The organism is Vibrio aerogenes, from assembly GCF_024346755.1.
GTDB classification, from domain to species: Bacteria; Pseudomonadota; Gammaproteobacteria; order Enterobacterales; family Vibrionaceae; genus Vibrio; species Vibrio aerogenes.
Map to the genome: position 1 here is coordinate 2308207 of NZ_AP024861.1, position 26516 is coordinate 2334722.

Below are 26516 nucleotides of genomic sequence, written 5' to 3' on the forward strand. Positions count from 1 at the left end.
TATCAAATGCAATATTTCAAATCCGGATTTCTAATCATTTACAATCCAAGTGGTTTCGATATGGAATCTGACATGCAATCAAGCGGTATCGGAAGCCTGAAAATCAGGTGAATCTTAAATCAGACATGTTTTTGGTGTTCATGTAAGTTCATGATTATTCAAAATAATTGCGTGTAGCAATGTGTGTCTAATTTTGGTTTAATTTGAAGTGAAATATTGATTAAATCATTTAAAATCATGTAGTTATATAATTATCATATAATTTCAGGGAAGAATTTTTAGATTTTTCAGCACAGGATGTGTGTAAAAATCGTTCCTGACCAACGCCCGCAAGAGCCAAAGAAAAAGGAGTTTTGGTTACTTTTCCTCCGTGAAAAGTGACTGGGGCGCGTGCACCAAATGCCGCTTGAACCCACAAAACTAACCCGCGCACCAAACCCGCCACGAAAGCCGGAATCTTCCGGGAAAAGTTTCAACAAATCACTGGTTTTAAGCCTCGTATGCATGACCACGCAGGAGCATGGTCACGAGAAGAAATAGAGATTAGACAGAAGCCCCCCGGAAACAAGGAATTTGTCTATTCCCCAATCACTCGTCTACATTAAAAACTACAGCCCAAAAAGGAAAATGGATAAAACAATGGCAACAATCAGACTGGTTTACTACAGCCAAACCTCCGACGACATGTCGCAGAGCGAACTGAAACATATTCTGGAACAGGCCCGGACGAATAATCAGCAGCATGATATTTGTGGCATGCTCTGCTACGACAATCATTACTTTTTGCAAATACTGGAAGGTGACGCCGCTGAAGTGACGGCGCTGTTCCTGACCATCGCCGCAGACAAACGCCACCACTCTGTGGTGATTACCGGCGTACAGGAAACAGAAAAGCGCATTTTTCCCCACTGGAGTATGGGTTACGCCGGTGGTGGCGATGAGTTACTTGCCATGATGAAAGAACTGGGGTGTGACAACTTTGACCCGACCCAAATGAGCTTTATTGAAGCCGCAACGCTGCTGCATCAGTTGTCGAAATCACAAACAAGACTGTAACGACCCGTGCCCGGAATGAACTTGCTTCAGCTCATTCCGGCACATCAGAAAATAGCCGGTCTCAATGACCGGCATCAAACCCGGTAACCATTTCAGCCAAACACGCAAGTGCAACCTCAACATCTTCAGCGGTGACCTGCTCTGCCGGATGATGGCTGATACCTTTTTCACAGCGCACAAACAGCATCCCGACACTGGTCAGTTCTGCCATTGCCAGCGCATCATGCCCGGCACCGCTGGGCAGAAACCGGGGCGGCTTGCGGGTGACCGTCTCGACCGCAGAGGCCCACTGCTGCTGAAGGGTTTCATCACAGAGGACTGCCGGTGCCTGATAGAGATTTTCATAGTCCAGCTCCAGCTGACGCTGATGGGCAATGTTCTCAAGCCGGGAGAAAAGCTGCTGTGTACACTGCTCCAGCTGCGACTGAGACAAGCTGCGGATATCAATGGTGAAGCGCACATCATCGGGAATCACATTGACCGCCCCCGGCAGCACATCGCATTTTCCCACTGTGGCAACGATCTCATGCTCACGGGCAAATGCTTCAATGCAGCTGATCATTTCCGCCGCACCACACAAGGCATCATGGCGATAAGAGACCGGAACCGTGCCTGCATGTCCGGCTTCCCCCCGAACCTGACACTGAAACCGCTTTGCTCCGGCAATACCGGTGACCACACCGACCGGCAGATTTTCCGCTTCCAGCACTGGTCCCTGCTCGATATGTACTTCCAGATAGGCCAGTGTATCTTCCGGCTTACGGGCATCTGAGCCGGCTTTGTCCGGATCAAGACCAAACTCCCGCATTGCCTGTGCCATGGTCACCCCATCGGCATCTTTCACATCCAACCATCCGGACTGAAAACAACCCGCAACAGCCGCTGAACCAATCAGCGTGGTATCAAACCGGGTGCCTTCTTCATCAGCAAAAGCAACCACATCAATGTGAAACGGAAATACCTGTTCACGCAGCAAGGCCAGCGTTTCAATCGCCAGCAATACTCCCAGATTACCATCATACTTTCCGGCATTGATCACGGTATCACTGTGAGAGCCAAGAATTAACACCGGCGCGTGTGGATCGGCAGCCGGTTTTCTTCCCCACTGATTTCCTGCACTGTCTTCCCATGTATCCAGCCCGGCGCTCTGCATCCATTTTGCCAGTTGATCATGCGCAGCCCGGTGCTGCGGGGTTAAATAAGCACGGGTCAGTTCAGTCTGACTTTCACTGTAACCCGCCAGAATATCAGCCTGTTCCATCAGGCGTGTCGCCCGGTTCTTCATCGTCACCCGGCTTTGTGTTGTTATCATTGGCGTTCCTTCCTGCTTAGCCAAAACTTAGCCAAAATAGTCCATCGCAGCGGCTACCGCGACGCCCGGTTCAATCCGGGCTTTATGCTTGATCAGCATCGCTTCCAGCGCGGCTAAGGTCGCTAATACACATTCCTGACGGGCGTTGTAACCCATGGTGCCAATCCGCCAGATTTTACCGTGCAACGGCCCGAACGAAGTGCCGATCTCAATACCGAAACGTTTTAGCAGTTCAAGGCGAACCGTGTCGCCATCGACTGTCTCCGGAATATAGACCCCAACCACATTATTCATCCGGTATGCCTGATTACCAAACAGTTTCAGACCCATTGCCTGTAATCCGGCTGCCATCGCACCACCAGCCTGTTTGTGGCGGGCGATCACCTGCGCTGCACCTTCTTCAAGGAAAATCCGGGCACATTCGCGCGCCGCGTATAACATGCTGGTCGCCTCGGTATGATGGTTCAGACGCTCCGGCCCCCAATAATCCATCACCATCGCCAGATCAAAGTAGTTCGACTGAATCATCGTGTCTTCGCCCTGCGTATGGTGATCGGCACGAATCCCGGCTTCCACATGTTTACGACGGTTGATCACCTCTGCACACTGGTCGCTGAGCGTGATCGGTGCTGAACCGGAAGGCCCGCCCAGACACTTCTGTAATCCGACAGAAACCGCATCTAAATGCCATGCGTCTGTCTTCAATTCATTCCCTGCTACCGAGGCCGTTGCATCACAGTAAAACAACACACCATGCTGATGACAAATCTCACCCAGTTCAGCCAGTGGCTGGTTCATGGTGGTGGATGTATCGCCCTGCACCGTCGCCAGCAGTTTAGGCTGAAAGGCTTTCATCTCAGCGGCTACTTTTTCCGGCGGACAAACTTCCCCCCATGGGATATCAATAGTTCTGACTTCCGCGCCGACCCGCCGGGCAATTTCACACAGCAAGTGCCCGAAGCGACCAATAACGGGGATCAGTACTTTGTCACCGGGCTTGAGCACCGAAACCAGTACCGCTTCAATCCCTGATCGGGCCGTACCATCGATCAGCATTGTCTGCTGATTTCGCGTCTCAAACACGCCCCGATACAGCGACTGCACCTGATTCATATACCCGGTCATCACCGGATCGTACTGACCAATCAGTGACTGGGAAATCGCCTGATGCACACGTGGATACGCATTAATCGGTCCCGGTCCCATCAACATCCGTTGTGGTGGGTTCAGTGTTTCAAATAGCTGGGTTTCAACTGACTGATTTTCAACTAACCCAGTTTTAATTAACCCGGTCTTAATAAGCTTAGCCTGACTGGTCATTGGTTCTCTCCGTTTAAACTGACTCCGGTATCCTCAGAACCGGAAAAGCTGGTCCCGTCACTGCGCGGGTCACTGGTTGCTGTCACCGCGCCCTGCGCATCCAGTACAATGGCACCGGCGTGTCCCATGAGTTCATTGCGATCGGCCACAGCAATCACATCGTGGCCCCGTTGTTTGAGTGCGTCAGCACACTGGTCATACAACGCCTGCTCGAGACGCAGATGATGTGTGTCATCGCCCCAGGTTCTGCCCAGCAGCCAGCGGGGGGCTGCCACGGCATCCCGGAGCGGATAATTCTGATATAAATAGCGGCTGAACAGGCAGGACTGCGTCTGCGGCTGTCCTTCTCCGCCCATAGTGCCATAAACCATCCGCCGTCCGTCAGCCAGCTCAGCATAGGCCGGATTCAGGGTATGAAATGGCTTTTTACCCGGAGCCAGAACATTGTGATGTGCAGCGGAAAGTGAAAAGCTTTTGGCGCGGTTGTTCCACACGATCCCGGTTTCCGGCAGCAGCACACCGGACCCGAATTCCCAGTACACACTTTGAATAAAGCTCACCATAGTGCCATCTTTATCTGTCGCCCCCATCCAGACGGTATCGCCGGGCTGTGCCTGATGCGGCCATGGCAGCGCGCGGGTCAGGGAAACCTGATCAGTACATTGTTCAACCACGCTATCATCCAGCCAGTGTTGCAGCGGTCGGGTCAGGCAGCTTTCATCACCCGCTTCACGATCACGAATGATAAATGCCTGCTTGGTGGCTTCCACCAGCAGATGAACGTGGTCGGTTTCCGTTTTGGCCTGCGCTGCCAGACGATCATAAATTGCCAGAATCAGCAGCGATGCGATCCCCTGCGTCGGAGCGCCCAGATTATATAATTGACCTTTGGACGTCTGTACCGTCAGTGGCTGCATCACACGGGCCTGATGATGATGAAAATCCGCCAGTGTGATCGGGCTGCCAGCCGCTGCCAGATCCTGCGCCATACGTTGTGCCAGTCCACCGCGGTAAAAATCATCCAGCCCTTGCTCTGCCAGCGTGTTGAGCGTTTTGGCCAGCGCCGGGTTCACCACAGTATCACCGGGCTGAAGCAGATGACCCGAAGGTAAAAAAGTGTGTGCGAATGCATCCAGTCCGCGAAAACGGGGCCGGGTTTTCTCACTGGCCGCCGCCAGACTTTGTGTCACTTCAATGCCCTGCGCTGCCGCAACAGCCGCCGGAGACAATAACTCCCCCAGTGTCTTCCGGCCGGGATTGATCGCCAGTGCTTTTTGCCACGCAGAGACTGTCCCCGCCATAGTAATTGCAGCACTGCCGCCAGACTCAGGCAGCGCATCACCACCGGCGCGATACGCATCGACATCGATTGCCAGTGCCGCCGCGCCACAGCCATCAATCGCCACCGGAGGCTGGCCAGGTTTGGCAATCAGCCAGAAGCTGTCGCCGCCAAGACCGTTCATATGCGGATATTGCACCGCAATCATCGCCGCCGCAGCCACCATCGCTTCACAGGCCGTTCCGCCCGAATCAAGGATCTGTTGTCCGGTTTGGGCCGCCAAATGATGGGGTGCGGTGAATGCTGTCTGATAACTCATGAGACCTCTCCCTGGCGCTGTGCTTCTTCAGCAGTCAGTTTGACTCCGGTTGCGATTAAATCTTCTTCCTGACCCGCCTGTCCCAGTAAAGACATTCCACACGGTCCTTCAGGTAAATCATGCATCGGTAAATGCAGCTGAGGCATACCACTGAGTCCGGCAAGGCTGGTCAGCCCCATCAGCTGACTGCGATACACCGCTAATTCATCCACAGGCATGGTTAATGCCGGTGGCCCGGAAGGTGTGGTCGGTAATACCCACAATGCATTGACCTGTTTCAGATGATCGGTCAGCTGAAGTTTGAAAATCGCCTGCTTTTGCAATGCAAAACCGAGTTGTTCCTGTGTCACGGAACGGGCCCATATCACCCGCTCCCAGATAGCCGGATCCAGGCTTGCGCCATGCCGGGTCAGCCAGGGGTCGTGTTTCTGAATAATTTCGTGTCCCTGTATGGTGCGAAACAGCAGACTGAGTTCACTCAGCGTCCAGCCCTGTGCGGTCAGAAAATCCCCATGCACCAGTGAAACTCCGGCCGCACGACACCACTGTTGCAAGCGCTGAAACCGTGGTTCGCTCAGATATTCAGCACATTGATTGTCCAGATAAAGCGCCGAACAAGTGACAGTGTCACCACTCTTTTGCTTCTCAGCTAATGGCAATGTTGTGGCAGATAACACTTGCCATACCTGACGTAATAGCGACAGATCACGGCTGAGAATGCCCGCTGTATCAAAACTTTTTGCCAGTTCAAAGCAAGCGTTCAGATTCAGGCTGCCCAGCGCAGGCCGCAACCCGAACAACCCACAATAACTCGCCGGTACCCGTACCGAGCCGCCGGTGTCTGTCCCGATGGCAAAGTCGCAGTCTCCGGCCGCCACAGCGACAGCGCAGCCGCTGGATGAACCACCGGGCAGACAATCGGGTGCTGCCGGGTTGACCGGCGTTCCGTAGTGAACATTCTGCCCGTTCAGGCTGTAAGCCAGTTCATCGGTCTGCACCCGCCCGACGCACTCAGCGCCATGGCGAAGCAGAGCAGAAATCAGCGGAGATGTTGCGTCTGCCTGCGGGTGTGTCGCCAGCCACTGCGGATTCCCGGCACCGGTGGTATAACCGGCAACATCAAACAGATCTTTGAAGACAAACCCGGTACCGGACAACTCACCGCCCTGCATTGAGGGCAGATAATCGGGTCCCTGATGGCAATATATCCGGCTATCTCTTTTCATCACTATCCCCTTACGGACGTATCCGCTGATGCACCCTCAGATATTTCACTCTGCCGCGCATAGCGGTTCGCTAAAATCGCACAATAAAAAATCTGCAGCGGGTGATACAGCATAATCGGCAGCAATATCATTCCCAGCGAAGGGTCAGCCCCAAAGATAACTTTAGCCATCGGAATTCCGGCTGCCAGCGTTTTTTTCGTACCACAGAACACGGCGGCAACTTCGTCGGGTAAATCAAAAGGTAATCGACGGGCCCCCCACTGAATCAGGTGCACCATCAGAAGCAGCGTGACAATACAAACCCCGACCGACAGCGCCAGCAGGCTCACCGAAAATTCATGCCAGATGCCTTTTTCCACTGAGTCGCAGAATGCGTTGTACACAATCAGCAGAATGACAATTTTATCCACTTTATTGACGACTTTTTTGTGTCGTTCGGTGAATTTCACCAGATATGGCCGCAGTAACTGACCGGCAATCATCGGCAACAGCAGCAGTTTGGAAATCGAAATCACGGATGCAAGTAAGTCCAGATGAACCCCGGCAAAGCCCATAAAAAACTGAATCAGGAACGGCGTGATGAACACCCCGAGAATACTCGACAACGACGCATTAAAGATCGCTCCGGGCACGTTGCCTTTGCCGACACTCGTCATCGCAACAGAAGAAGAAATCGTGCTTGGCAGCACCAGCAGATAACAGAAGCCAAACGCCAGTGCAGAGGGCATTGCACTCAAAAACGCTTTGCCGAAAATGACCCAGATCAGCGGATAAACCACAAAGGTCGCCATCTGGATGTAAATATGTAAACGCCAGTTGGTTACACCGGCTTTAATCGCTTTGGGAGAGAGACCTAATCCATGAAGGAAAAAGACAATCGCAACCCCGATACCGGTGAGTTTATCGAGATAAATGACGCCTCCGGTCCGGCCAATATCAGAAGTGACTGTGGCCAGCAAAATTGCAGCGACCATCCCCGCCAGAAACCATTCTTTTTTTATTTTTGCCAATATATTCATTGTATTATTTATTTCCTGCTGTGATACACCCGTCTCGTCCGGGAATTTATGAAGACTCCAGTTCGTCCAGTTCCGAATAACTCCGGGCAATATTCCGGCTTAGTTTCGCCGCCTCCGGCCCAACATGGCGGTAGACCTGATTGACCAGATAAGAGATCAGGCTCATTGGTACGGCATAGCTGTCCAGAGGCGCCTGATTATTCATATGGCAGAAGATAACATGTGTCACCCGGTCTGCGTACTTTTGCCCGGACTGATCGGTAATGAGCAGACACGGTTTGCCCTGCAGCTGCGCAATCAGCTGCTCAAAATGGCTGATCCGGCGGCGAATACCAAACAGCACCACGAAGTCATCTTCCGTGACAGAAACCAGATCTTCTCCGATGGTCTGCCCCGGCAGTGGCAGTAAATCAACATCTGTTCTGCACTGCATCAGTTGCTGGCGAAAGTGCATCGCCAGCGGATAGCTGTTGCGGTAACCAATCACTTTGACCCGTCTGGCACGAACCATTTGCTCAATCAGCTCAGATATCTCCATCGCCGCCAGTTGTGCTGACAGTTGTTCCAGTGCCTGTATCTCATGCTGGATACCCGGATCATCCACACCAGAAGTCAAAACCGGCACGCCTTGCTCTCTTTCCTGCATCAGCTCTCTGCGCAGGGCTGGATGATCATCATACCCCATTTGCCGGATGAAACGGCTGACGCTGGTCTTGGAAACGGCACAGGCTTCTGCAATTTCAGCCGTTGAAAGCATCAGTATTTTTTCCGGGTTAAACTGGAGAAAATCGGCCACCCGGCGGCTGCTTTCCGTCAAACGGGAATAATGTTGAGTGATTCGTTCACTTAATGAATGATGATTTGTCATCAGAACTCCGTTACCAATTCCATTTGTTTTCTAATCAGGTATTCAATACGGTTGGTATCAATCCAGACGAAAGCCAGGCTTAACGTACCGCCGAAAGAAAACTTTGCAGCTCAGGTGTTTGCGGCGCAGCAAACACGTCTTCGCTGACGCCGGTTTCCCAGACTTTGCCCTGATTCATAAACACCACGCGATCACCGACATCACGGGCAAAGTTCATTTCATGGGTAACCAGAATCAGAGTCATCCCTTCTGCTTTGAGCTGCTCCAGCACTTTCAACACCTCCCCGACCAGCTCCGGGTCAAGTGCGGAAGTGATTTCATCACACAGCAGAACCTTCGGGTTCATCGCCAGTGACCGGGCAATCGCAACCCGCTGTTGCTGTCCGCCCGATAAATTGGCCGGATATGCATCAAACTTATCTCCCAGCCCGACTTTTTCCAGCAGCGCTTTGGCCTGCGTTTCACAAGCTTCCCGGCTCTGTTTCAGCACCAGCTCCGGTGCCAGCATAATATTTTCACCGACCGTCATATGCGGAAATAAGTTAAAACTCTGAAACACCATCCCCACGCTGCGGCTGAGCAGGCGTAATTTATAGTCGTCATTTTCAACCGCCTGATTATCAACAATAATCACGCCGTCCTGATAATCTTCCAGCCCGTTCATACAACGCAACAAGGTACTTTTACCGGACCCGCTGCGGCCAATAATCGAGACCACTTCACCCTGATTGATTTTCAGATCAACCCCTTTTAATACATGATTTTCGCCATAAAATTTATGGACTTTTTCAACACTAACGACTGACATGATTGCGGGCCTCCAGATAACGGGCGAATGCAGAAAGCGGAAAACAGATAGCAAAATAGATCACCGCCACCAGAGCGAAGACTTTAAAGGGCTGAAATGTGGCGTTATTGAGCATGGTTCCGGCCTTGGTTAACTCCACAAAACCAATAATTGAGGCTAAAGCCGTCCCTTTGACGATCTGAACGGAGAAGCCAACAGTTGGCGCAATCGCCGTTCTCGCAGCTTGCGGGGCAATGACATAACGCATGGTTTGCAGGTAAGTCAGCCCGAGTGTCCGGCAGGCTTCCCACTGTCCTTTGGGCAGTGATTCAATACAACCCCGCCAGATATCGTGAAAAAATGCACTGCTGAATAACGTCAGAGATAATCCGGCAGCCGTCCAGGCACTGACTTCAATGCCCATCAGCGACAACCCGAAAAAGGCCAGAAACAGTTGCATCAGCAGCGGCGTGCCCTGAAACAGTTCAACATAGCATTGAATGATGAAAGTGAACGCCGGATTGCGGGTACTGCGCAGCAGGGTCAGCACCAACCCCAGCAAACCGCCACCGATAAATGCGATCAGTGACAACGCCAGTGTCCAGCGTGCGGCCATCAGTAAACTGGTCACAATATCCCAGTCCGTAAATTGCATCATAATCGGCGCTCCTAAAGCGAGGGATTTTTAAATATCATACGTTTGACCAGTGCAAAGACCTGACGCATGACAATCGCTAACAGCAGATAAATCACAGCGGTCAGCATGTAAGATTCAAAGCTCAGAAAGCTTCTTGACTGCACAAAGTTCGCGGCAAAGGTCAGATCTTCCACAGAAATCTGTGAGACAACGGCCGAACCAAGCATCACAATGATGCACTGACTGACAATCGCCGGATACACCCGCTGATAAGCCGGTGGCAACACAATCCGGGTAAAAATCTGCAACCGGGTCAGGCCGAGCGTTTTACCGGCTTCCCACTGGCCTTTGGGCGTGGCATCAATCCCGGCGCGGATAATCTCGGCAGAATAAGCCCCCAGATTGATGACCATTGCCAGCAGCCCGGCCTGCCATGCCGTCAGCTTGAGCCCGATGGCCGGCAGACCGAAAAAGATAAAAAACAGCTGTACGATAAACGGAGTATTCCGAATCACCTCCACGTAACAGGTACAGAGAAAACGCAGCCATTGCACCCGGCTGGTTTTTGCTGCGGCACAAAGCGTGCCGAGTAGCAGGCCGCTGACCGTTGAAATCACAGTCAATCCAATGGTGGTTTCCAGCCCTGCCACAAACTGTGGCAGGTAAGGGGTTAATCCGCTAAAGTCCAGCTGATAACTCATCGTTCATCCTTCCGCTTATGCGCCTAAATCAGCCGGGAAAGGTGCTTTCAGCCATTTCTGGGAAAAACCTTCCAGCACACCGTCTTTTTTCGCTTCGGTGATCAAAGCGTTCACTTTCTCCAGCAGCGCTTTTTCTCCTTTCATCACCCCAACGTAGCAAGGTGAGTTTTTCAGCATAAACTTGGTTTGTGGTGCTTTGCCCGGATAACGGGTCGCGATTTCAGTCACCACCAGATTACCGGTTGCAATCAGGCTCACCTGTCCGGACAAAAATGATGACAAGGTTGCGTTATTATCTTCAAAACGTTTGATTGTGGTATCTGAAGGAGCCAGTTTGCTCAGCTCCAGATCTTCAACCGAACCACGGGTCACACCGACCGTTTTACCGCTCAGGTCCGCAGCTTTGGTCACTTGCTCACCCGCCGAGCCAAATACGCCTAAATAGAAAGGTGCGTATGCCTGCGTGAAGTCGACGACTTTTTCACGCTGTGGGTTTTTCCCCATACTGGAGATCACCAAATCCACTTTACCGGTTTGCAGATATGGAATCCGGTTAGCACTGGTTACCGGCACCAGCTTCAGTTTCACATTCAGTTTTTTCGCCAGATAAGCGGCCATGTCGATATCATATCCGTGAGGTTTGAGATCAGTACCAACTGAACCAAATGGCGGGAAGTCCTGTGGCACCGCCACTTTAAGCACACCGCTTTTTTGTACCGAGTCGAGTTGGTCGGCCTGCGCAGCAGAAATACCTGTCAGCAGACTGACAGACATCAGCATCCCTGTAATTGCAGCAAATAATTTCATCTGTATCTCCTTATCAGCAATGAAATATAAAACAATGAAACGCATGAAACACTGATATAACTATCTGCAACGAATGTGCCAAAGATAAAAATAAAAATAACTCATTGAAAAATATGAGTTATCTATCTTTCTTACTATCACCTTACTCAGGGAAAAGCGCTGATCGTGAAACTTTTGGTGCACAGATCGATCATTATGGTGCAATCGTTACAAAGCGCTCTGATTGAATGCGCTCCGTGATTAAGCTGTATTTTAGAAACATCGTCTGTCCGGGAACCCGGTTGAAAGGCATCGTAAAAAACCAGCGGCAATCACCTGAAGGCAATCACCTGAAGGCAATTACCTGAAAAAGGAGCGCGAACGCTCCTTCTCTTGAACTAAAAGACACATGATGTCAGAGGCTGTTCTGAATGCCTGTTTCTCATCATGGGCCACTCAGGCAGATATCAAACCGAGACACGCATGACCCCATCCCGGGGCTCTGCCGCTCAGTTTGTCGCCTTTAATGTCACGCCAGCGTAAGACGAGTAACCCCGCAGCATGATGGAGTAAGTCCCGGCTTCTGCCTGACTGATAGTACAGGTTTCATTGTTCCCGCTGCGATAAGGACGGCAATCATAGTTACTGGTACTGGCTTTGCTGCCATATTTAACATACAGGTCTGCATCACCAGAGCCACCGGAAATCGAAATGGTGACGGAGCCGGATGATGGCAGCTCCAGATTATACCAGCTCATCCCCGATGAACTGCCACTCAGGCCGGTCAACGGTGTGCCTACTTTCAACACCGGCGTTTGATCCGCTTTTACGGCTGAATTCGCCATCTCAATGATATAAGCGAGCCCGAGCCGGGCGAATTTCTGCGCGTGTTTTCCCTCTTGGTCTGAATTTGACAACGTGTCATTTGAGGTGTGAATTCTTGGGTTATCCTGATTAAATTTCGCCTCAAACGGCATCGTTGCTGCATACCCTGACTGATGCCATGAAGCATGATCCGAACAACCGTAACCACACTGATCAAAGCCATACTTCAAATCCGGCAGATATTCATCCAGTAAGGTCGTCATGAATGTATTCAGGTTGCTGTCCGTATAGTCGGACATAAAGACGATATCTTCATCCGAACCATGATAGTTGGTCATATCCAGCTGCATCACAGACAGTACATTTTTCCCGTCTGACTGATATTGACTGGCAATATCCTGCGACCCTCTCAAGCCCACTTCTTCAGCAGCATAGGCCATAAATGCAATAGTTCGCCTGGGTTGAAAGTTGTTTTCTGACAACACCCGGATAATTTCTGTCACGCTGGCAATACCCGACGCATCATCGTCGGCTCCGGGCGCAACACTCTGCTCATTGGTCCGGGATCCGACCGTGGAATCCAGATGCCCCCCAATCACAATGATTTCATCTGGTTTTTCAGACCCTTCCACGGTCAGAATGACCGATTTCTGATCATAGCCTGAGTGACTGAACTGAGTAACAGACGCGGCTTTCCAGCCGGAAGTCAGCGATTTCCAGTCATTCATAATCCAGTCAGAGGCTTGTTTGCCGGATGTGGTGGTATAAAACCGGTTGGTGAAGCCTGATAAGCTGCGAATCGTATCGGTAATCTGATCGGCACTCACCATGGGTAATAACGGTTTAACCGTGGCCTGCTGACTCAGTTCAACACCGCTGAATGAGCTGCTGGTCAGTGCCATCCTGCTGGCCGCCACAGCGCTTTGCTCCGAGTCATGCACCATATACCCGCCACACCGGTGATGATCTTCGTGCATGTTATGAGATAATTCAGCCAAATCCTGTGTATCAACCTGTCCGACCCAAACCAGCGGATTGTCCACGGCAGATTGTGTTTTCACCGGCTGGCTGAGTGATTTCAGTAATGTCTCTTTTGCATCAGTCCCAATCGAAATCCAGACTTTGTCATTTTCTGCTGCTTTCATTTTCTGCGGTGCCGGCGAGGCTGATGATGGTGAACTCAGCAAAGCCAGTATCACCGCCAGACTGATGTGATTTAATTTCATAGGATCTCCCTGTCGATGTGTTTTTATCGGTTATCAGAACGCCTAACCTATCAGAACACATTCAAAATAGGGATCGATGTAACAAAATTAATTCATATGCCAAATGTAAGAAACAATTGGCACAATATTGTTAATAAAGTGTTAACCTTTATCCGTCCGGACCGATTCTCTTCTGCCAGTCAAAAATTCCTTCTGCGACACGGTAAAGGTCTTGGTCAGGTCGTGAAGTTTATCTCCGAGCATAGTAATGTCCTGGCTAATCACACCATTGAGTTTGATCGATTCACTGGTGGCTTCAAAGCTTTGATCCATATGACGGAAATTGTCGGAAACACCATCGAGCTGGGCGATCTGCTCCCGGATCACCGAATCAATTTGTTGCACGTTCTTGCCAATCGCATGCATGACCTGTTCGATATCTTTCCAGCTTTCTTCTGTTTTCATCACATCACCGGTACAGGCCTTCGTCGTCACCAGACTTTTCTCCATAATCTCGACCACATGAGACGTACTCTGGCTGATCGTCTGCACAATTGAGGTCACATCTTCGGTGGAATCATGGGTACGTGCGGCAAGCTGGCGCACTTCATCCGCGACGACGGCAAAACCACGTCCCATATCCCCGGCTCTTGCGGCTTCAATGGATGCATTCAAAGCGAGCAAATTGGTCTGTTCAGCGATGCCGTTAATGACATCGACGACACGAACAATTTCGTCAGTATCATGTTTCAGTTTACCAATCGCACCCGATACCGCTTCAATTTCCCCGGCCAGTGACTGAATCCGATCCACCGTGGTTTTCACCGTGGTCCGGCCGGTCCCCAGCTCTCTTGCCGATTCTTCCGCTGAAATTTTAATCTCGCTCAGCACATCTTCCACTGACTGGCTGGTTGCCACAGAGCGCTCGAGTTGCTCACGCACCAGATGCGACTGACGTTGTGTTTCCTGCGCATGATGATCCAGCTGATGGTTGATGTCTCTGACATCGTCCGATAACGGCTTCATCCGGAAAATCGAACCCAGCAGGTTGGCAAAGGTGCCATCTAAATAATTAACAAAATAGTTGATGCCTTTTGCCAGTACTGTTAATTCATCATTGCCTCTTTCTTTCAGGCGGATGGTCAGATCACCGTTGCCGGATGAGAGTTGTTGAATCGTATCCAGCATATAGGTAACCGGACGGGTAACCGACCGGGCAAGCACCCAGCCAATCAGGATACTGGCCAGAACGGCAAGAACTGTAATCTGCCATAACGTCGTCATGGTTTTACTTTCCAGCCGTTGCGCCAGGATTAACGCTTCCTCCGTCTCAATTTCGCTGATAATGGCCCAGTGCAATCCCAGAATATTCAGCGGCCTGTAAGACGAAAACACATCTTTCATCTGGTAACCTTTCGACTGCATAAAACCGTCCTGATTATTTAACGCCGCGCGGCTTACCTGTGTCTTCACCGGTTGCAGGCCAATGGTCGTGTGGTGAGCCTGTATTTGTGTTAATACGCTCTCCGGAAGACCGTTCTGCCGCATGATGTCAATATAGTGCGTCTCATCTTCGACAAACATCCGGGCATCGGAACGCATCAAGCCATCGTCACCAACCAGATAAGTTTCTCCGGTCCGGCCCAGCCCCTGATTGGCCCAGTCTTTGTCATGGGTCATAATTTTATCCAGTTTGTCGATGGGCATCTGATAAATCAGTACCCCCAGTAACTGGCCGTTTTCAGTCAGGGGGGCGCCGATAAATGCCGCCTGATTGTCGTAAGACGGCAAATAAGGTGAAAAATCTCCCATTTCTATCTGACGGCTTTGCATCACACGCTGAAAGACCTGACCGATCCCCGTATTGGCATAAGGGCCATCTGTCAGTGATGTTGCGAAATCGAGTTCTTTAAAGACCGAATACACAATATGCCCCTGCTTTGGTTCAACCAGAAAGATGTCATAAAAGCCAAAGTCATTCAGATACTGGCGAATCGCCGGATGATATTTGCTGTGCATGCGGGCATAAGCGGATGACTCATTCAGGCTGACCAGATTATCTTTTTCTCCAAGCGCGGCCGGGTTGTCAGCAATAAACGTCTGCTGAAATGCATTGGTCCGCGCCGATAAGCCAGACAGCATTTCCGTGACCGGAGGCGCTTTACCGGCATTGTGTTTGCTGTATTCCTGAGCGAAATCCTGCTGATAATATTGCCCGAGGGATGAACGCGGCACCGAAGGCACAGGTCTTTCGAAAAAAGCCTGCGTAAAATCTTTCATGGCCTGAATATACATCAGATTCTTTGAGGCACTGTTTATCTGGCCACGAATGGTAAGAAAATAATTTTCCACCTGCTTGGCGGTTTGATTCCGGCTGGCAACCAGTTGATTTTCAACATTAGCCAGCAGCAGCTGTTTTGCTTCAGTGGTAGTCAGCCATCCCAGCGTTAAACAACTGGCAACCACACACGTGACAGAAAGCGCGATGGAGCTGACTAATAGCTTTGTCTGTAATCTCATATCATCCCTAACCGATTTGTTGCGTAATGAGGGAAGTATAGACAAAGATAACAGGATACGGGGTTGAGGTGGGCGCTTCGGGGTGGTATCACACCACTCCGAAGCAAACATCGCTCATCACTTCCACACAAAAAGCGACTGATGCACCTCATAAGCCGCCAGCACTGTCGCCATCTGAATCTCATGGGCAGCAATAAATTCGCTGTCATAAATCGTCTCATCCGGATATTCGGTGATCAGCTGTAGCGGTACATCCGGGTCACTGACCGCAGAAATCAGGCAGGGATATTGATTGACCATCCGGAAGCCATGCTCTCCGGCATGCTGCTCATATAACGTGATCTGACGCTGGTTGATTGCCATCACAGCGGGATAGTCGTTGAGCTTCAGGGTCAGCGCCTGAATAAAGCGCTCTGCATACGCAGCCCATTGTGGTGAATCCTGATGGCGAATGATTAAAAAGAACCCTTTCGGAATCGTCCACATGTCAAATCCCTGCGGAACATAACCTGATAGCGGGCGGATCCATTCATGGGACGGGTAACCATGTAAATTGATATGCAGCTGCGCCTGACTGACTGCCAGCGCCTGCCGGCGAATCGCTTTTTCATACCACGGCGCTTTGGTCCGGTATTCGAGGTCATCACCAAGCGCTGTATATCTCGCGGCATGATGCATGTGGTGTGGATTGTCCTGAATCAAGCGCTGATGGAGCGCATAACCATCAGGGTTTTCCAGTGGTGAAATCACAAAATGGGCATCCGGCTTCGCCGCCAGCACGTGGGCAGCCCGCAGTGCACCGACCACACCAGACGTTTCATTGGCATGCTGTCCCCCGCTGATCAACACCGGCTGATCAGAGCCCTGAATGTACCGGGCACAAACCTTCCGGCCGGTACGGGTTTCTGCCTGCAGTGGCTGACCGGCAAATGATGCCAGCTCCTGTGTGACCTGAAACAGGGTCAATGGTCGTTCAGCTGCTGATAAAACCTGAGTGGTTTGATCCCAGTCTGCGACCGCATAAGAACCCGTTGCCACTTCCAGATAATAGTTCCCGGTGACTGAATGGGTAATATCCGGCACAATCTGTCCCGGCTGACTATTACGTGCAGACTCAGATTTTCCTTCCCGGTGCTTAAACCATGCCTGAAGCGAGAGGTACAGATCTTCATGCAATGCCTCTTTCAGACTAAGCCGTTCCTCTGCGTAACCCACAGCTTCATCCGCAACCGGAACCTGTATACTGATCAATAACCGCTCAAAGCAGGGGCCCTGATCCGGCCACCCGGCGGATGAGACAGCACCCATTACTGCCTGATACGCCTGCTCGTAATCGGTGATTATCCGTTCATCCCGCAGAGACTGCCCATCTTCAGCGAAAACCTTAATCCAGCCGGTCGGGCTGAGCTGTCGGGCGCCGGTGATGGAACGGTGGCGGTAATTGGGTGCAAATACCGGAATAATTTCACTCTCACCGCCGGTTAAATGAAATCTGACCTGATACCAGAGATGATGCGGCGCTGCCATGACCTGCGCTGTAACGGTCGTGGATGCTGCGGTAAAACAGAGCCGTTCATCCATGGCTGACAGCGGGTAAGCTTCCAGTAAAAACCGTCGTGGCGATGCACACGGGCTCTGCGGATAAATCACTTCAATCTGCTGAATGTCAGAGGAACTCAATTCAACAATCTGGCCGGTCTCATTTTTCAGCCGGTAAACTTTGGGACCGCTTTGGTTGCCTGGTTTATAACAGGAAACAGGTTCATGGCTGGAAACAGGTTCATCACGGGAAACAGGTTCATGGCGAAGCATCAGCTCATGACGAATAATCAGTTCATGACGAAGAAAAAAGTCCAGCAGGGGTTTACAGGCACTGAACACTTCAGCCTGAATTCCCTGTGCGAGCAATGCCGTTTCCACCTGACACCGGGTTTTCCTGTCTGCAAAAAGCCATAACTGAATATGGTGGCGGTGATCATAAACGGCCGGTAGGTGCTTTATCATCATCCCGGCGGTCGATGGAATGGTTTGAGACAATAAATGCTTCATCGGCTGGTTCTCCCCGTTGGGTCAAGCATGTCCCGCAGCCAGTCACCCAACAGGTTCAGCCCCAGAACGGTCAGCAAAATCGCCATACCGGGAAACAGGCTCACCCACCAGGCCGTCTGAATATAGGTTCGCCCGTCAGCCAGCATCCCGCCCCAGCTGGGCGTCAGCGGGTCGACGCCCAGCCCTAAAAAAGTCAGGCTGCTTTCCAGCAAAATATTATTCGCCACATTGAGCGTCATCAGTACAATCACCGGGCCCATTAAGTTCGGCAGCAGATGGCTGAAAATAATCCGGAGATGACTGACACCAATCGCATGGGCAGACTGAATAAATTCCCGATCCCTCAGCGCCAGCACCGAACTGCGGACCAGCCGGGCATACTGCACCCACTGGGACACAATCAGTAACATGATCATGTTCGTCAGTCCGCCGCCAACAATCGCAATAAAGGTAATCGCCAGCAGGATGAATGGCATGGCAAGCTGCACATCCGCAAAACGCATGACAAACATATCCCAGAATCCGCGAAAATAGCCGGAAACCAGTCCCATCACCACACCGAAAATCACCGCACCGAGCACAGAAAGTATGCCAACCTGTAAAGAGACTGCGCCACCGGAGACCACACGGGCAAACACATCCCTGCCCAGCGGATCGGTGCCCAGCGGATGAGCCATATCCGTCAATGGCGCTATCAGTCGCGCAGTCAGATTAATTTTGTCTGCCGCTCCCTGAAAAATGACATCGGACAGCAGCACCAGCAGCACCATGCCACCGGTGAACAACAGGCCAATCACAAATTCAGGATTCATATAACGCAATCGCAGTGAAGAAGGTGTTGTCATCGTTGTTACTCCGTCCGGATACGCGGATCAATCAGGCCATAGGCAATATCAACCAGCAGATTGATGCCGACAATCAGCATCGATAATACGGTAATCACCGCCTGCAAAACCGGGTAATCCCGGCTGCTGACAGCATCAAAAGCGAGCGTGCCAAGGCCCGGCCAGTTAAACACCCGCTCAATCACCACAATGCCGCCCAGCAAGCCACCAAATTGCAAACCAAAGTAGGTGATCAGCGGCACCGCACAATTACGCAGCGCATGTTTGTACAGTACTTTCGTTTCACTCAGCCCCTTCGCCCGCGCCACCATGACATATTGTGCCTGAAGGGTTTCCAGCATGGAGGAACGGACCAGACGCACATTGGTGGCAGTCAGAATCACCGCCATGGTCACCGCCGGCAGAATAAAGCTGGCCGGATCACTCATGCCGCTTGGGGGAAGCCACTGTAACCAGATGGAGAAGCACAGTACTAACATGAGTGCCAGCCAGAAATTGGGAAAAGAGAGCCCGATTAACGACGTCACACGAATCAGCTGATCAACCCATTTTCCCCGGCTGACCGCCGCCTGAATCCCCAGAGGAATGGAGATCAGCGAGGATACAATCATCACAATCACCGCCAGCAGCAGCGTAGCAGGCAGAGCCTGACCAATCAGCTGAGAAACCGGCGTACCACCCATAAAACTGAGGCCAAAATTGCCGGTCAGAACACCGTGGAGAAAATCTGCATACTGCACCAGAAACGGCCGGTTCAGCCCCAGCGATTCCCGGATTAAAGCCAGATCCGCTTCCGTCACACTGCCTGCTCCCTGTGTGAGCATCAATGCCGGATCGCCGGTTAACCGGATGGCATAAGCCACCACCAGAGTGATAGCGAAAAAAACAAAGACAGCCTGAAACAGCCGCTTCAGTAAAAAATTAAGCATGAAATCTCCTTTCCCCGAAAATTGTCGCGGTCGCCATCAGGGACGACTATTCAACCGTCACTTTATTTAAGCGCAGACGGCTGTCCGGAACAGGCGTAAAATGTTTCACCCGTTTTGAAAGACCAAAGATTTCATTGATGTTGTACAGCGGCATTTCCAGCGCACGGTCGGCAGCATAACGGGCCACAGACTGCAAAATTGCTTTGCGTTTCGTTTGATCGGTGATGGAACGCTCTGATTCAAGCAATTGATCCATTTTCGGATCGCTGTCATAAGGGTTCCATTTCTCACCGGTGTGATACATAAAGTATGCGGTATTGTCATAATCAAACGTCCAGCCCCCCCAGGATTGCTGGAACATCGCACCGGTCTTCCCGGACGGAATAATGTCATTGAGCAACACATTTGTTTCATACGGCTTAATCGTCGCGTTCAGACCGATCATTTGCAGATAGCTGGCAACCGCCTGAGCGACTTCGTTAAAGGTGGCATTATTGCCACGAATATCGATCTGAACTTTTGTGCCCGGCCTGACACCAGCGGCTTTCAGCAGCTGCTTCGCTTTTGCCGGGTCATAAGGCAGGGGTTTCATCGCCGGATCATTTCCAAACGAAACAGCACTTTGAAAACTGGCAATAGCAGATGCCTGTCCGCCTAAAATCGAGTCAATAATCGCCTGACGATCAACCCCGTAAATCATGGCTTTTCTGACCCTGACATCTTTGGTAATACCCGATCGGGTGTTAAACCGCAGCGCATAGACAGCGGGCCCTTTCGTCGTCACAATATCCAGCTTTGGATTCGCCTGAATAGCCGGAATCATCGCAATCGGAATCGTCGGCGGGATCACCAGATCGACCCGGCCAGCCTGAAGCTCCGCAACCGCGGTTGATGGTTCCGGAATAAAGCGATAGTTCAGCTCAGAAAGTTTTGCTTTTTCACCCCAAAATCCCGGATAAGCTTTCAGCCGGATGCCGACTTTAGGCTGATAATCAACAAACTGAAACGGACCGGTACCGACAGGATGGGTATTGAAATAGGCATCTCCCTTTTCCTGAATGTATTTGGGCGGTACGATCATCGCACCGTAACCGGCCAGTTTGGTCAACAATACCGGGTCGGTCTTTGTGAGGAAGAAGTCGACGGTATCATCATCGACCACGGCAACATGGTCGATCGCCGAATAGTTCGAACGTTGTGGTCCTTTTTTCCCTTCTTCACCCAACAGACGATCAAAGGTAAATTTGACGGCCTGCGCATTGAAAGGTTCGCCATTATGAAATGTCACATGATGACGCAATTGAAAACGAATCCGTTTCCCCTGATCAAGTTCTTCCCATGAGGTCGCCAGACCCGGCTGCAACCTGAGATCAGGTCCGCGGTAGATTAAAGCATCGTAAATGTTGGTCGACACCGATGCCCAGTTCACCAGAAACGTATCAATCGGGTCCCAGCTACCGGGATCCTGCGGTGACGACACAGTCAGTGTACCGGCAGCCATACTCCATGTGGAACAACTGAGCCCGGCGGCAAGCACCAGCGATTGCAGGACATGTGTGGGTTTGATTCTGATCATTGAACGACTCTCCATATTTGCGTCTCCCATCCATAGGGGCTGTTGGTTGATTCTGATTTATTCAGACTGCCTTGCCACCAGATGTCCGGGGCTCACTTCGTCATAAGTCAGCGCCTGCGGCGGCTCACCAACCGGGCGGACCGGGCTGGGAATATCACCACTGAGTAATTCACGCTGCCGCTGACAGCCCGGATCAGCAACCGGGACGGCACTCAGCAGGCGTTTGGTATAAGCATGTTGCGGTGTATCGAAAACCTGAGACCGGAAACCCATTTCAGCAATTTGTCCGAGGTATAACACCACAACGCGATGGCTCATTTTTTCCACAACAGCCATATCGTGGCTGATAAACAGGCAGGCAATCCCATATTCCTGTTGTAATTCCATAAACAAGTTGATGATCTGCGCCTGAATGGTGACATCCAGCGCAGACAAAGCTTCATCAGCAATAATCAGTTTGGGCTCAGAAGCCAGTGCTCTGGCGATGCAGATCCGCTGACGCTGGCCTCCGGAAAATTCATGGGGATAACGCATTGCGTGTCCGGCCTGTAGCCCAACCCGCTCCAGTAATTCGCTGACGCGTTGTTCAATTTCAGCTTCGGTGGCCAGCAGCTTGTGGGTACGAATCGGTTCGGCAATGGAGAAACCCACGGTTTTTCGCGGATCAAGGGAGGCAAACGGATCCTGAAAGATATATTGAATATCGCGCTTCAGTGCCCGAAGCTCTGCTTCAGACATATTGCTCAGAGAACGGCCATGAAAACAGATGGAACCGCTGGTGGCTTTTTGCAATTGCTGAATCGTACGGCCAATGGTCGACTTGCCGGAACCGGATTCTCCCACCAGAGCGACCGTTTCTCCCGGATAAATATCAAAACTAACCTGCTCCACGGCGTGGACGCGGTGCGTCGCCCTGCCCCAGAAATTTTTCCGGGTATCAAAGCGTGTCACCAGGTTTTCAACCCGCAATAGCGGCGCATCATCATAGCGTGCCGTATTTTGCTCAGCTTCCTGACCGGTCACGACCGGACGGCCATTGTGCATCACGGTCACCGGGAAACGGTAAGGATTGCGCCGCCCCTGCATGCAACCCAGCCGGGGAACAGCTGACAACAGTGTCTGTGTGTAAGCATGCTGCGGCTGCCGGAATACATCAGCAACTTTCCCCTGTTCGACTTTCCTGCCCTGCCACATCACCACCACATCATCTGCGATTTCGGCAACAACCCCCATATCATGAGTGATAAAGACCACCGCCATATTCAGTGAAGTTTGTAATTCTTTGATAATCGACAGGATTTGCGCCTGAATGGTGACATCCAGTGCCGTGGTTGGCTCGTCGGCAATCAGAATTTTGGGCTTGCAGGCCAGCGCCATCGCAATCATCACCCGCTGCCGCATTCCGCCGGAGAGCTGATGCGGATAGCGGGAAAGCATGTCACGGGCATCCGGCAGCCGGACCAGTTCCAGTAAACGCTGACTTTCCGCCAGAGCCTGTGATTTGGAGAGCTTTTCATGGAGAAACAACGATTCACACAGCTGATCGCCAATCGTAAAAACCGGGTTCAGCGATGTCATCGGTTCCTGAAAAATCATGGCAATTTCTTTACCGCGAAAACCACGCATCTCCTTCTGGCTCAAGGCCAATAAGTCGACATCACGCCCTGTGCCGTTATACACAATATCTCCCGAGGTATAACGGGCACCATTGATATCTGCCAAACGCATGATCGACTGAGACGTGACCGATTTACCTGAACCGGATTCGCCGACAATCGCCAGCGTGCGACCCGGCATCACAGAGAAACTGAGGTGCTCAATCACACGCGTTCCGCCAAAAGCGACCGAGAGATTATTGACGGTGAGAATAGGCGTTTTCATTCTGTCTGCCACGGCTGCATCCTTGTTTTACAGTCAACTGATGACATCAGACCATCCCGGTGTGGTCACTTCCCTGTCACATGATAAAGACATATTGCAAACTAACCCTTATGCGATCAACTTATATTAACGCATAGTTCATTAACAAATGTTATACATATAAGTCACTTCAAGAGGTATGATTCAGCGATGCAAAACCATCATTCACTGCATGATCAGGGGAATCTTTTGAGATGAAATTTCGTCAGTTAGAAGCCTTCCGCCATATTATGTTACGGGGCACAACTTCAGCGGCTGCGGCAGAAATGCATGTCACCCAGCCAGCGGTGAGCCGGCTCATCAGCGATCTGGAAGATTCGCTTGGATTCAGTTTATTTGAACGTAAAAAGGGACGTCTGTTCCCGACGCCGGAAGCCGGGGAATTTTTTCGTTCTGTGGAAGAGAGCTTTCTCGGCCTTGAGAAACTGGAATCCGTTGCAATGCAAATTCGCGACAGGAATCCCAAAGAACTCTGTATCTCAGCCACTTCAGCAATCGCCAGCACATTGCTGCCCATCGCACTCAAAGAACATGGTCACTTTTATCCGGATGAGCGGGTGGTCATGCACACGGACAGTATGTCTGAGATCGTGATGCGCTTGCAGACCAGCGCCGTGGATCTGGCCATTGGGCTCCAGCTTCCTCAACTCAGCGGGATTGAACAGGAATTTATCGGCCATGCGCGGTTTGTCTTTGCAGCCAGAGCCGGTCATCCATTACTGGAAAAAACGGTGATTACCGCACCGGATTTAGCCGGTGAGTCAGTCCTGACCGTGCAGGACTCTTATCTGAATTACTGGAGTAAATTAGAACATGCGCTGGATGCGGTAGAATCGCAGTTGATGAAACGGCTGTATATTGATACCTCGCACACCGGATATGCCATGGTTGCCTCCGGTTTAGCCGTGGGTGTGCTGGAGCCCTTTGCGGCCCGGGTCTGGGCCGGGAATGGCGTCGAAACCCGCCCATTTGAGCCAGCCATTTATTATCCGTACAGTTTCTCTTATCCGACCAATATCCGCCACCAGCCATCACTACATCAGTTTAAACAGTCGATCAGAAACGCGGCACAGTCGATGGCAGAGTTTGCAGAGTGAAATCGTTGAGGAGTGAAAATGATGATGAGGGTTGCATTGACGTTACTTTACGTTCTTTTACACGAACAAAACTTAGTGAGCGGCCAGAATATGTTAGATTAAATGTGTTGATCTTTGGTGGATATTGTATTCACTCTGAATGCACTTTCATCACGTTACGGGTCGCTGAACACATCACCTGTAACCAAGAATAACGGTGTTCAGATAATACCTTCGGCTGCGGTAACTCCCGCAGCAACAACCAGGCACCAAAGATCAACCCCTCCGGCATCAAACCATTCCAAGTTATTTTCTGATCGGATATATCTGGTTCCGCAAACAAAAAAGCCCCAGCACCAAATGATGCTGAGGCCTCAGAATAAGTGGCGCACCCTACAGGATTCGAACCTGTGACCACCTGCTTAGAAGGCAGGTGCTCTATCCAGCTGAGCTAAGGGCGCGTTACGGGAGAGAATTATACGAGTTAAAAAACGTAAATCAACGAATTTATTCTGATAAACTATCTAAGTGACTAAAAATCTAGCATTTCTGATATGATGTGCGAAAAAAATACACAGGCAAACGTTTGCCTGTGGATGTTATGCTAAAGATCTGCGACAATGCGCGCGTTTCTACCCAAGAATAGAACCCCAATAACCGCCAAAATGCAGGTTTCAGTGGTTTGGGTATAAACCCGAGAATGTTTCTTCCTGATAAAAATAATGATGGATACTTATGACTGCACAGATTATTGATGGAAAACTGATTTCCCAAACTGTTCGCTCTGAGGTTGCTGCCCGTGTGAAAGCCCGGACAGAAGCAGGGTTACGCGCACCCGGCCTCGCTGTAATCCTGGTCGGTGATGACCCGGCATCTCAGGTCTACGTTGGCAGTAAACGACGCGCCTGTGATGAAGTCGGTTTTGTTTCCAAATCATTTGACCTGCCATTAAATACATCTCAGCAAGATCTGCTGAATCTGGTTGATCAGCTCAATGCTGATCAGGAGATCGATGGCATTCTGGTTCAGTTGCCTCTCCCCGCCGGGCTGGATGCAACTCAGGTGCTTGAACGGATTCTCCCTGAAAAAGATGTGGATGGTTTCCACCCTTATAATGTCGGACGACTGGCACAACGTATTCCAAAGCTTCGCTCCTGCACGCCTAAAGGGATTATTACCCTGATGGAAAGATATAACATCGAACTACGGGGCAAGCATGCGGTTGTTGTCGGCGCATCGAATATTGTTGGCCGCCCGATGACAATGGAACTGTTGCTGCAAGGTTGTACCACCACCACCTGCCACCGGTTTACCCGTGATCTGGAGAGCTATGTCCGTCAGGCTGATATTCTGGTTGTTGCCGTCGGTAAACCGAACTTCATTCCGGGAGAATGGATCAAAGCAGGGTCAATTGTCATTGATGTTGGTATCAACCGGCTAGACAACGGTAAACTCTCAGGGGATATTGAATATGATATTGCCAGCGAGAGGGCAAGCTATATCACACCAGTTCCCGGCGGTGTCGGGCCAATGACGGTTGCAACATTGATTGAAAATACGATGCTGGCCTGTGAGCAATATCACCATAAAAACTGATCTTTAGTTTTTCTGTACACCTTCACAAGTCTTTCGTCCTGTCTTGCCGGCTTTCAGCCGGCAAAATAGTATCAACCTTCCCCGCCATCACAATCATCAATCATCCCTGACAGTTGACCAAACCGGTATACTCAAATTTCAGACAAAAAAAACCACCGTCTCACAGAAAAACGGTGGTGGTGTTAAAATAAAAAAAAGGTAATAACCGACCACATAAAAATGTGGCTTCATTGCTAATGGATCCTGAATATTGTGTGAGGATTCAGAATCCAACAACAATTCAAGTATAGCCATTGCCATCAATTCCAGGAGGAGGACTATCCGGTTCTGACTAATCTGGCATATGAATTCGTTATCAGATGAGGCTTTTAACGAACCACTATTCCAGTGCGCAACGAGATGGTGTCAATATAAACAACAATATAAACAACATGTCTGCCAAAACAATATCGCATGATGACCGCATAAAAAAAACCGACCTTACTTTTCTTTACTTTCGCCTTTACCTTGCTTTACAAAACCCCATTCAGTATCAGTTATAAATATAATATATAAACAATATATTCGCATTATTATTCAATAAAAGTCCTATTCAATCTGTCGATGAAAGTCTGATACCATTCTAAGTAACTTTCTGATCTGGATATATCTGGTTCCGCAAACCG

General features: G+C 50.7%; 20 protein-coding genes and 1 tRNA gene. 3 read left to right on the forward strand and 18 right to left on the reverse strand.

The features are described from left to right. Positions 1–639: 639 nt before the first annotated feature. The gene (locus OCV29_RS10235; RefSeq protein WP_073603979.1) at positions 640–1056 is read left to right on the forward strand and encodes a BLUF domain-containing protein; all 417 of its coding nucleotides are present in this window, start codon (positions 640–642) and stop codon (positions 1054–1056) included. 61 nt (positions 1057–1117) lie between these two features. Here the strand turns inward: OCV29_RS10235 and OCV29_RS10240 are convergent, their stop codons facing one another. From OCV29_RS10240 to OCV29_RS10320, 17 genes are all read right to left on the reverse strand, one after another. Next, the gene (locus OCV29_RS10240) at positions 1118–2368 is read right to left on the reverse strand and encodes an allantoate amidohydrolase (RefSeq protein ID WP_073603927.1); all 1251 of its coding nucleotides are present in this window, start codon (positions 2366–2368) and stop codon (positions 1118–1120) included. A 27-nt stretch (positions 2369–2395) separates the two neighbouring features. After that, positions 2396–3688, reverse strand: coding sequence for a pyridoxal-phosphate-dependent aminotransferase family protein (locus tag OCV29_RS10245; RefSeq protein ID WP_084193320.1), 1293 nt, complete (start codon positions 3686–3688; stop codon positions 2396–2398). Continuing rightward, on the reverse strand, positions 3685–5286 hold the full coding sequence (locus OCV29_RS10250; protein WP_073603926.1) for a gamma-glutamyltransferase family protein: 1602 nt from the start codon (positions 5284–5286) through the stop codon (positions 3685–3687). Before OCV29_RS10250 ends, OCV29_RS10245 begins: the two co-directional genes overlap by 4 nt. After that, entirely contained in the window at positions 5283–6512 is a 1230-nt protein-coding gene (locus tag OCV29_RS10255) for an amidase (protein WP_073603925.1), read from the reverse strand. The genes OCV29_RS10250 and OCV29_RS10255 overlap by 4 nt, the downstream gene beginning before the upstream one ends. Before the next feature lie 2 nt (positions 6513–6514). Further along, positions 6515–7531 carry a bile acid:sodium symporter family protein gene (locus OCV29_RS10260; protein ID WP_073603924.1) on the reverse strand — a complete coding sequence of 339 codons (1017 nt, stop codon included), beginning with the start codon at positions 7529–7531 and terminating at the stop codon, positions 6515–6517. A gap of 46 nt (positions 7532–7577) precedes the next feature. Next, complete coding sequence (locus OCV29_RS10265) at positions 7578–8399, reverse strand: MurR/RpiR family transcriptional regulator (RefSeq protein WP_073603923.1); 822 nt, start codon at positions 8397–8399, stop codon at positions 7578–7580. A gap of 79 nt (positions 8400–8478) precedes the next feature. Next, on the reverse strand, positions 8479–9207 hold the full coding sequence (locus OCV29_RS10270) for an amino acid ABC transporter ATP-binding protein (RefSeq protein ID WP_073603922.1): 729 nt from the start codon (positions 9205–9207) through the stop codon (positions 8479–8481). Continuing rightward, the gene (locus OCV29_RS10275) at positions 9194–9844 is read right to left on the reverse strand and encodes an amino acid ABC transporter permease (protein ID WP_073603921.1); all 651 of its coding nucleotides are present in this window, start codon (positions 9842–9844) and stop codon (positions 9194–9196) included. The genes OCV29_RS10270 and OCV29_RS10275 overlap by 14 nt, the downstream gene beginning before the upstream one ends. Before the next feature lie 11 nt (positions 9845–9855). Next, positions 9856–10524, reverse strand: coding sequence for an amino acid ABC transporter permease (locus tag OCV29_RS10280; protein WP_073603920.1), 669 nt, complete (start codon positions 10522–10524; stop codon positions 9856–9858). A 15-nt stretch (positions 10525–10539) separates the two neighbouring features. Continuing rightward, a complete protein-coding gene (locus tag OCV29_RS10285) occupies positions 10540–11331 on the reverse strand; it encodes a transporter substrate-binding domain-containing protein (protein ID WP_073603919.1) in 792 nt (263 codons plus the stop codon). A gap of 488 nt (positions 11332–11819) precedes the next feature. Further along, a complete protein-coding gene (locus OCV29_RS10290) occupies positions 11820–13346 on the reverse strand; it encodes a M28 family metallopeptidase (protein ID WP_073603977.1) in 1527 nt (508 codons plus the stop codon). A gap of 156 nt (positions 13347–13502) precedes the next feature. Next, positions 13503–15860, reverse strand: coding sequence for a methyl-accepting chemotaxis protein (locus OCV29_RS10295; RefSeq protein WP_261887318.1), 2358 nt, complete (start codon positions 15858–15860; stop codon positions 13503–13505). A 117-nt stretch (positions 15861–15977) separates the two neighbouring features. Then, positions 15978–17909 (reverse strand): M14 family metallopeptidase, encoded by a 1932-nt coding sequence (locus OCV29_RS10300; protein WP_073605447.1) that lies wholly within the window; start codon positions 17907–17909, stop codon positions 15978–15980. Then, the gene (locus OCV29_RS10305) at positions 17906–18754 is read right to left on the reverse strand and encodes an ABC transporter permease (RefSeq protein WP_073605448.1); all 849 of its coding nucleotides are present in this window, start codon (positions 18752–18754) and stop codon (positions 17906–17908) included. Before OCV29_RS10305 ends, OCV29_RS10300 begins: the two co-directional genes overlap by 4 nt. 5 nt (positions 18755–18759) lie before the next feature. After that, positions 18760–19683, reverse strand: coding sequence for an ABC transporter permease (locus OCV29_RS10310; RefSeq protein ID WP_073605449.1), 924 nt, complete (start codon positions 19681–19683; stop codon positions 18760–18762). Between the two features lie 46 nt (positions 19684–19729). After that, positions 19730–21274 carry an ABC transporter substrate-binding protein gene (locus OCV29_RS10315; RefSeq protein WP_245796965.1) on the reverse strand — a complete coding sequence of 515 codons (1545 nt, stop codon included), beginning with the start codon at positions 21272–21274 and terminating at the stop codon, positions 19730–19732. Positions 21275–21316: 42 nt separating this feature from the next. Next, complete coding sequence (locus OCV29_RS10320; protein ID WP_217653337.1) at positions 21317–23152, reverse strand: ABC transporter ATP-binding protein; 1836 nt, start codon at positions 23150–23152, stop codon at positions 21317–21319. A gap of 221 nt (positions 23153–23373) precedes the next feature. Between OCV29_RS10320 and OCV29_RS10325 the strand changes: the two genes are divergently transcribed. Beyond that, positions 23374–24276, forward strand: coding sequence for a LysR family transcriptional regulator (locus OCV29_RS10325; protein WP_073605451.1), 903 nt, complete (start codon positions 23374–23376; stop codon positions 24274–24276). 363 nt (positions 24277–24639) lie between these two features. Here OCV29_RS10325 and OCV29_RS10330 read toward each other — a convergent pair. Further along, a tRNA-Arg gene (locus OCV29_RS10330) sits at positions 24640–24716 on the reverse strand. A 274-nt stretch (positions 24717–24990) separates the two neighbouring features. Between OCV29_RS10330 and folD the strand changes: the two genes are divergently transcribed. Further along, on the forward strand, positions 24991–25851 hold the full coding sequence (gene folD, locus OCV29_RS10335) for a bifunctional methylenetetrahydrofolate dehydrogenase/methenyltetrahydrofolate cyclohydrolase FolD (RefSeq protein WP_073605453.1): 861 nt from the start codon (positions 24991–24993) through the stop codon (positions 25849–25851). Positions 25852–26516: the final 665 nt, after the last annotated feature.

What these genes read in the sequence shown, in the direction of transcription:
- OCV29_RS10260 (WP_073603924.1), bottom strand. Translation starts at nt 7,531, where the DNA reads ATGAATATATTGGCAAAAATAAAAAAAGAATGGTTTCTGGCGGGGATG.
- OCV29_RS10325 (WP_073605451.1), top strand. Translation starts at nt 23,374, where the DNA reads ATGAAATTTCGTCAGTTAGAAGCCTTCCGCCATATTATGTTACGGGGC.
- OCV29_RS10310 (WP_073605449.1), bottom strand. Translation starts at nt 19,683, where the DNA reads ATGCTTAATTTTTTACTGAAGCGGCTGTTTCAGGCTGTCTTTGTTTTT.
- OCV29_RS10275 (WP_073603921.1), bottom strand. Translation starts at nt 9,844, where the DNA reads ATGATGCAATTTACGGACTGGGATATTGTGACCAGTTTACTGATGGCC.
- folD (WP_073605453.1), top strand. Translation starts at nt 24,991, where the DNA reads ATGACTGCACAGATTATTGATGGAAAACTGATTTCCCAAACTGTTCGC.
- OCV29_RS10285 (WP_073603919.1), bottom strand. Translation starts at nt 11,331, where the DNA reads ATGAAATTATTTGCTGCAATTACAGGGATGCTGATGTCTGTCAGTCTG.
- OCV29_RS10300 (WP_073605447.1), bottom strand. Translation starts at nt 17,909, where the DNA reads ATGAAGCATTTATTGTCTCAAACCATTCCATCGACCGCCGGGATGATG.
- OCV29_RS10240 (WP_073603927.1), bottom strand. Translation starts at nt 2,368, where the DNA reads ATGATAACAACACAAAGCCGGGTGACGATGAAGAACCGGGCGACACGC.
- OCV29_RS10315 (WP_245796965.1), bottom strand. Translation starts at nt 21,274, where the DNA reads ATGGAGAGTCGTTCAATGATCAGAATCAAACCCACACATGTCCTGCAA.
- OCV29_RS10305 (WP_073605448.1), bottom strand. Translation starts at nt 18,754, where the DNA reads ATGACAACACCTTCTTCACTGCGATTGCGTTATATGAATCCTGAATTT.
- OCV29_RS10255 (WP_073603925.1), bottom strand. Translation starts at nt 6,512, where the DNA reads ATGAAAAGAGATAGCCGGATATATTGCCATCAGGGACCCGATTATCTG.
- OCV29_RS10265 (WP_073603923.1), bottom strand. Translation starts at nt 8,399, where the DNA reads ATGACAAATCATCATTCATTAAGTGAACGAATCACTCAACATTATTCC.
- OCV29_RS10250 (WP_073603926.1), bottom strand. Translation starts at nt 5,286, where the DNA reads ATGAGTTATCAGACAGCATTCACCGCACCCCATCATTTGGCGGCCCAA.
- OCV29_RS10280 (WP_073603920.1), bottom strand. Translation starts at nt 10,524, where the DNA reads ATGAGTTATCAGCTGGACTTTAGCGGATTAACCCCTTACCTGCCACAG.
- OCV29_RS10295 (WP_261887318.1), bottom strand. Translation starts at nt 15,860, where the DNA reads ATGAGATTACAGACAAAGCTATTAGTCAGCTCCATCGCGCTTTCTGTC.
- OCV29_RS10270 (WP_073603922.1), bottom strand. Translation starts at nt 9,207, where the DNA reads ATGTCAGTCGTTAGTGTTGAAAAAGTCCATAAATTTTATGGCGAAAAT.
- OCV29_RS10235 (WP_073603979.1), top strand. Translation starts at nt 640, where the DNA reads ATGGCAACAATCAGACTGGTTTACTACAGCCAAACCTCCGACGACATG.
- OCV29_RS10245 (WP_084193320.1), bottom strand. Translation starts at nt 3,688, where the DNA reads ATGACCAGTCAGGCTAAGCTTATTAAGACCGGGTTAATTAAAACTGGG.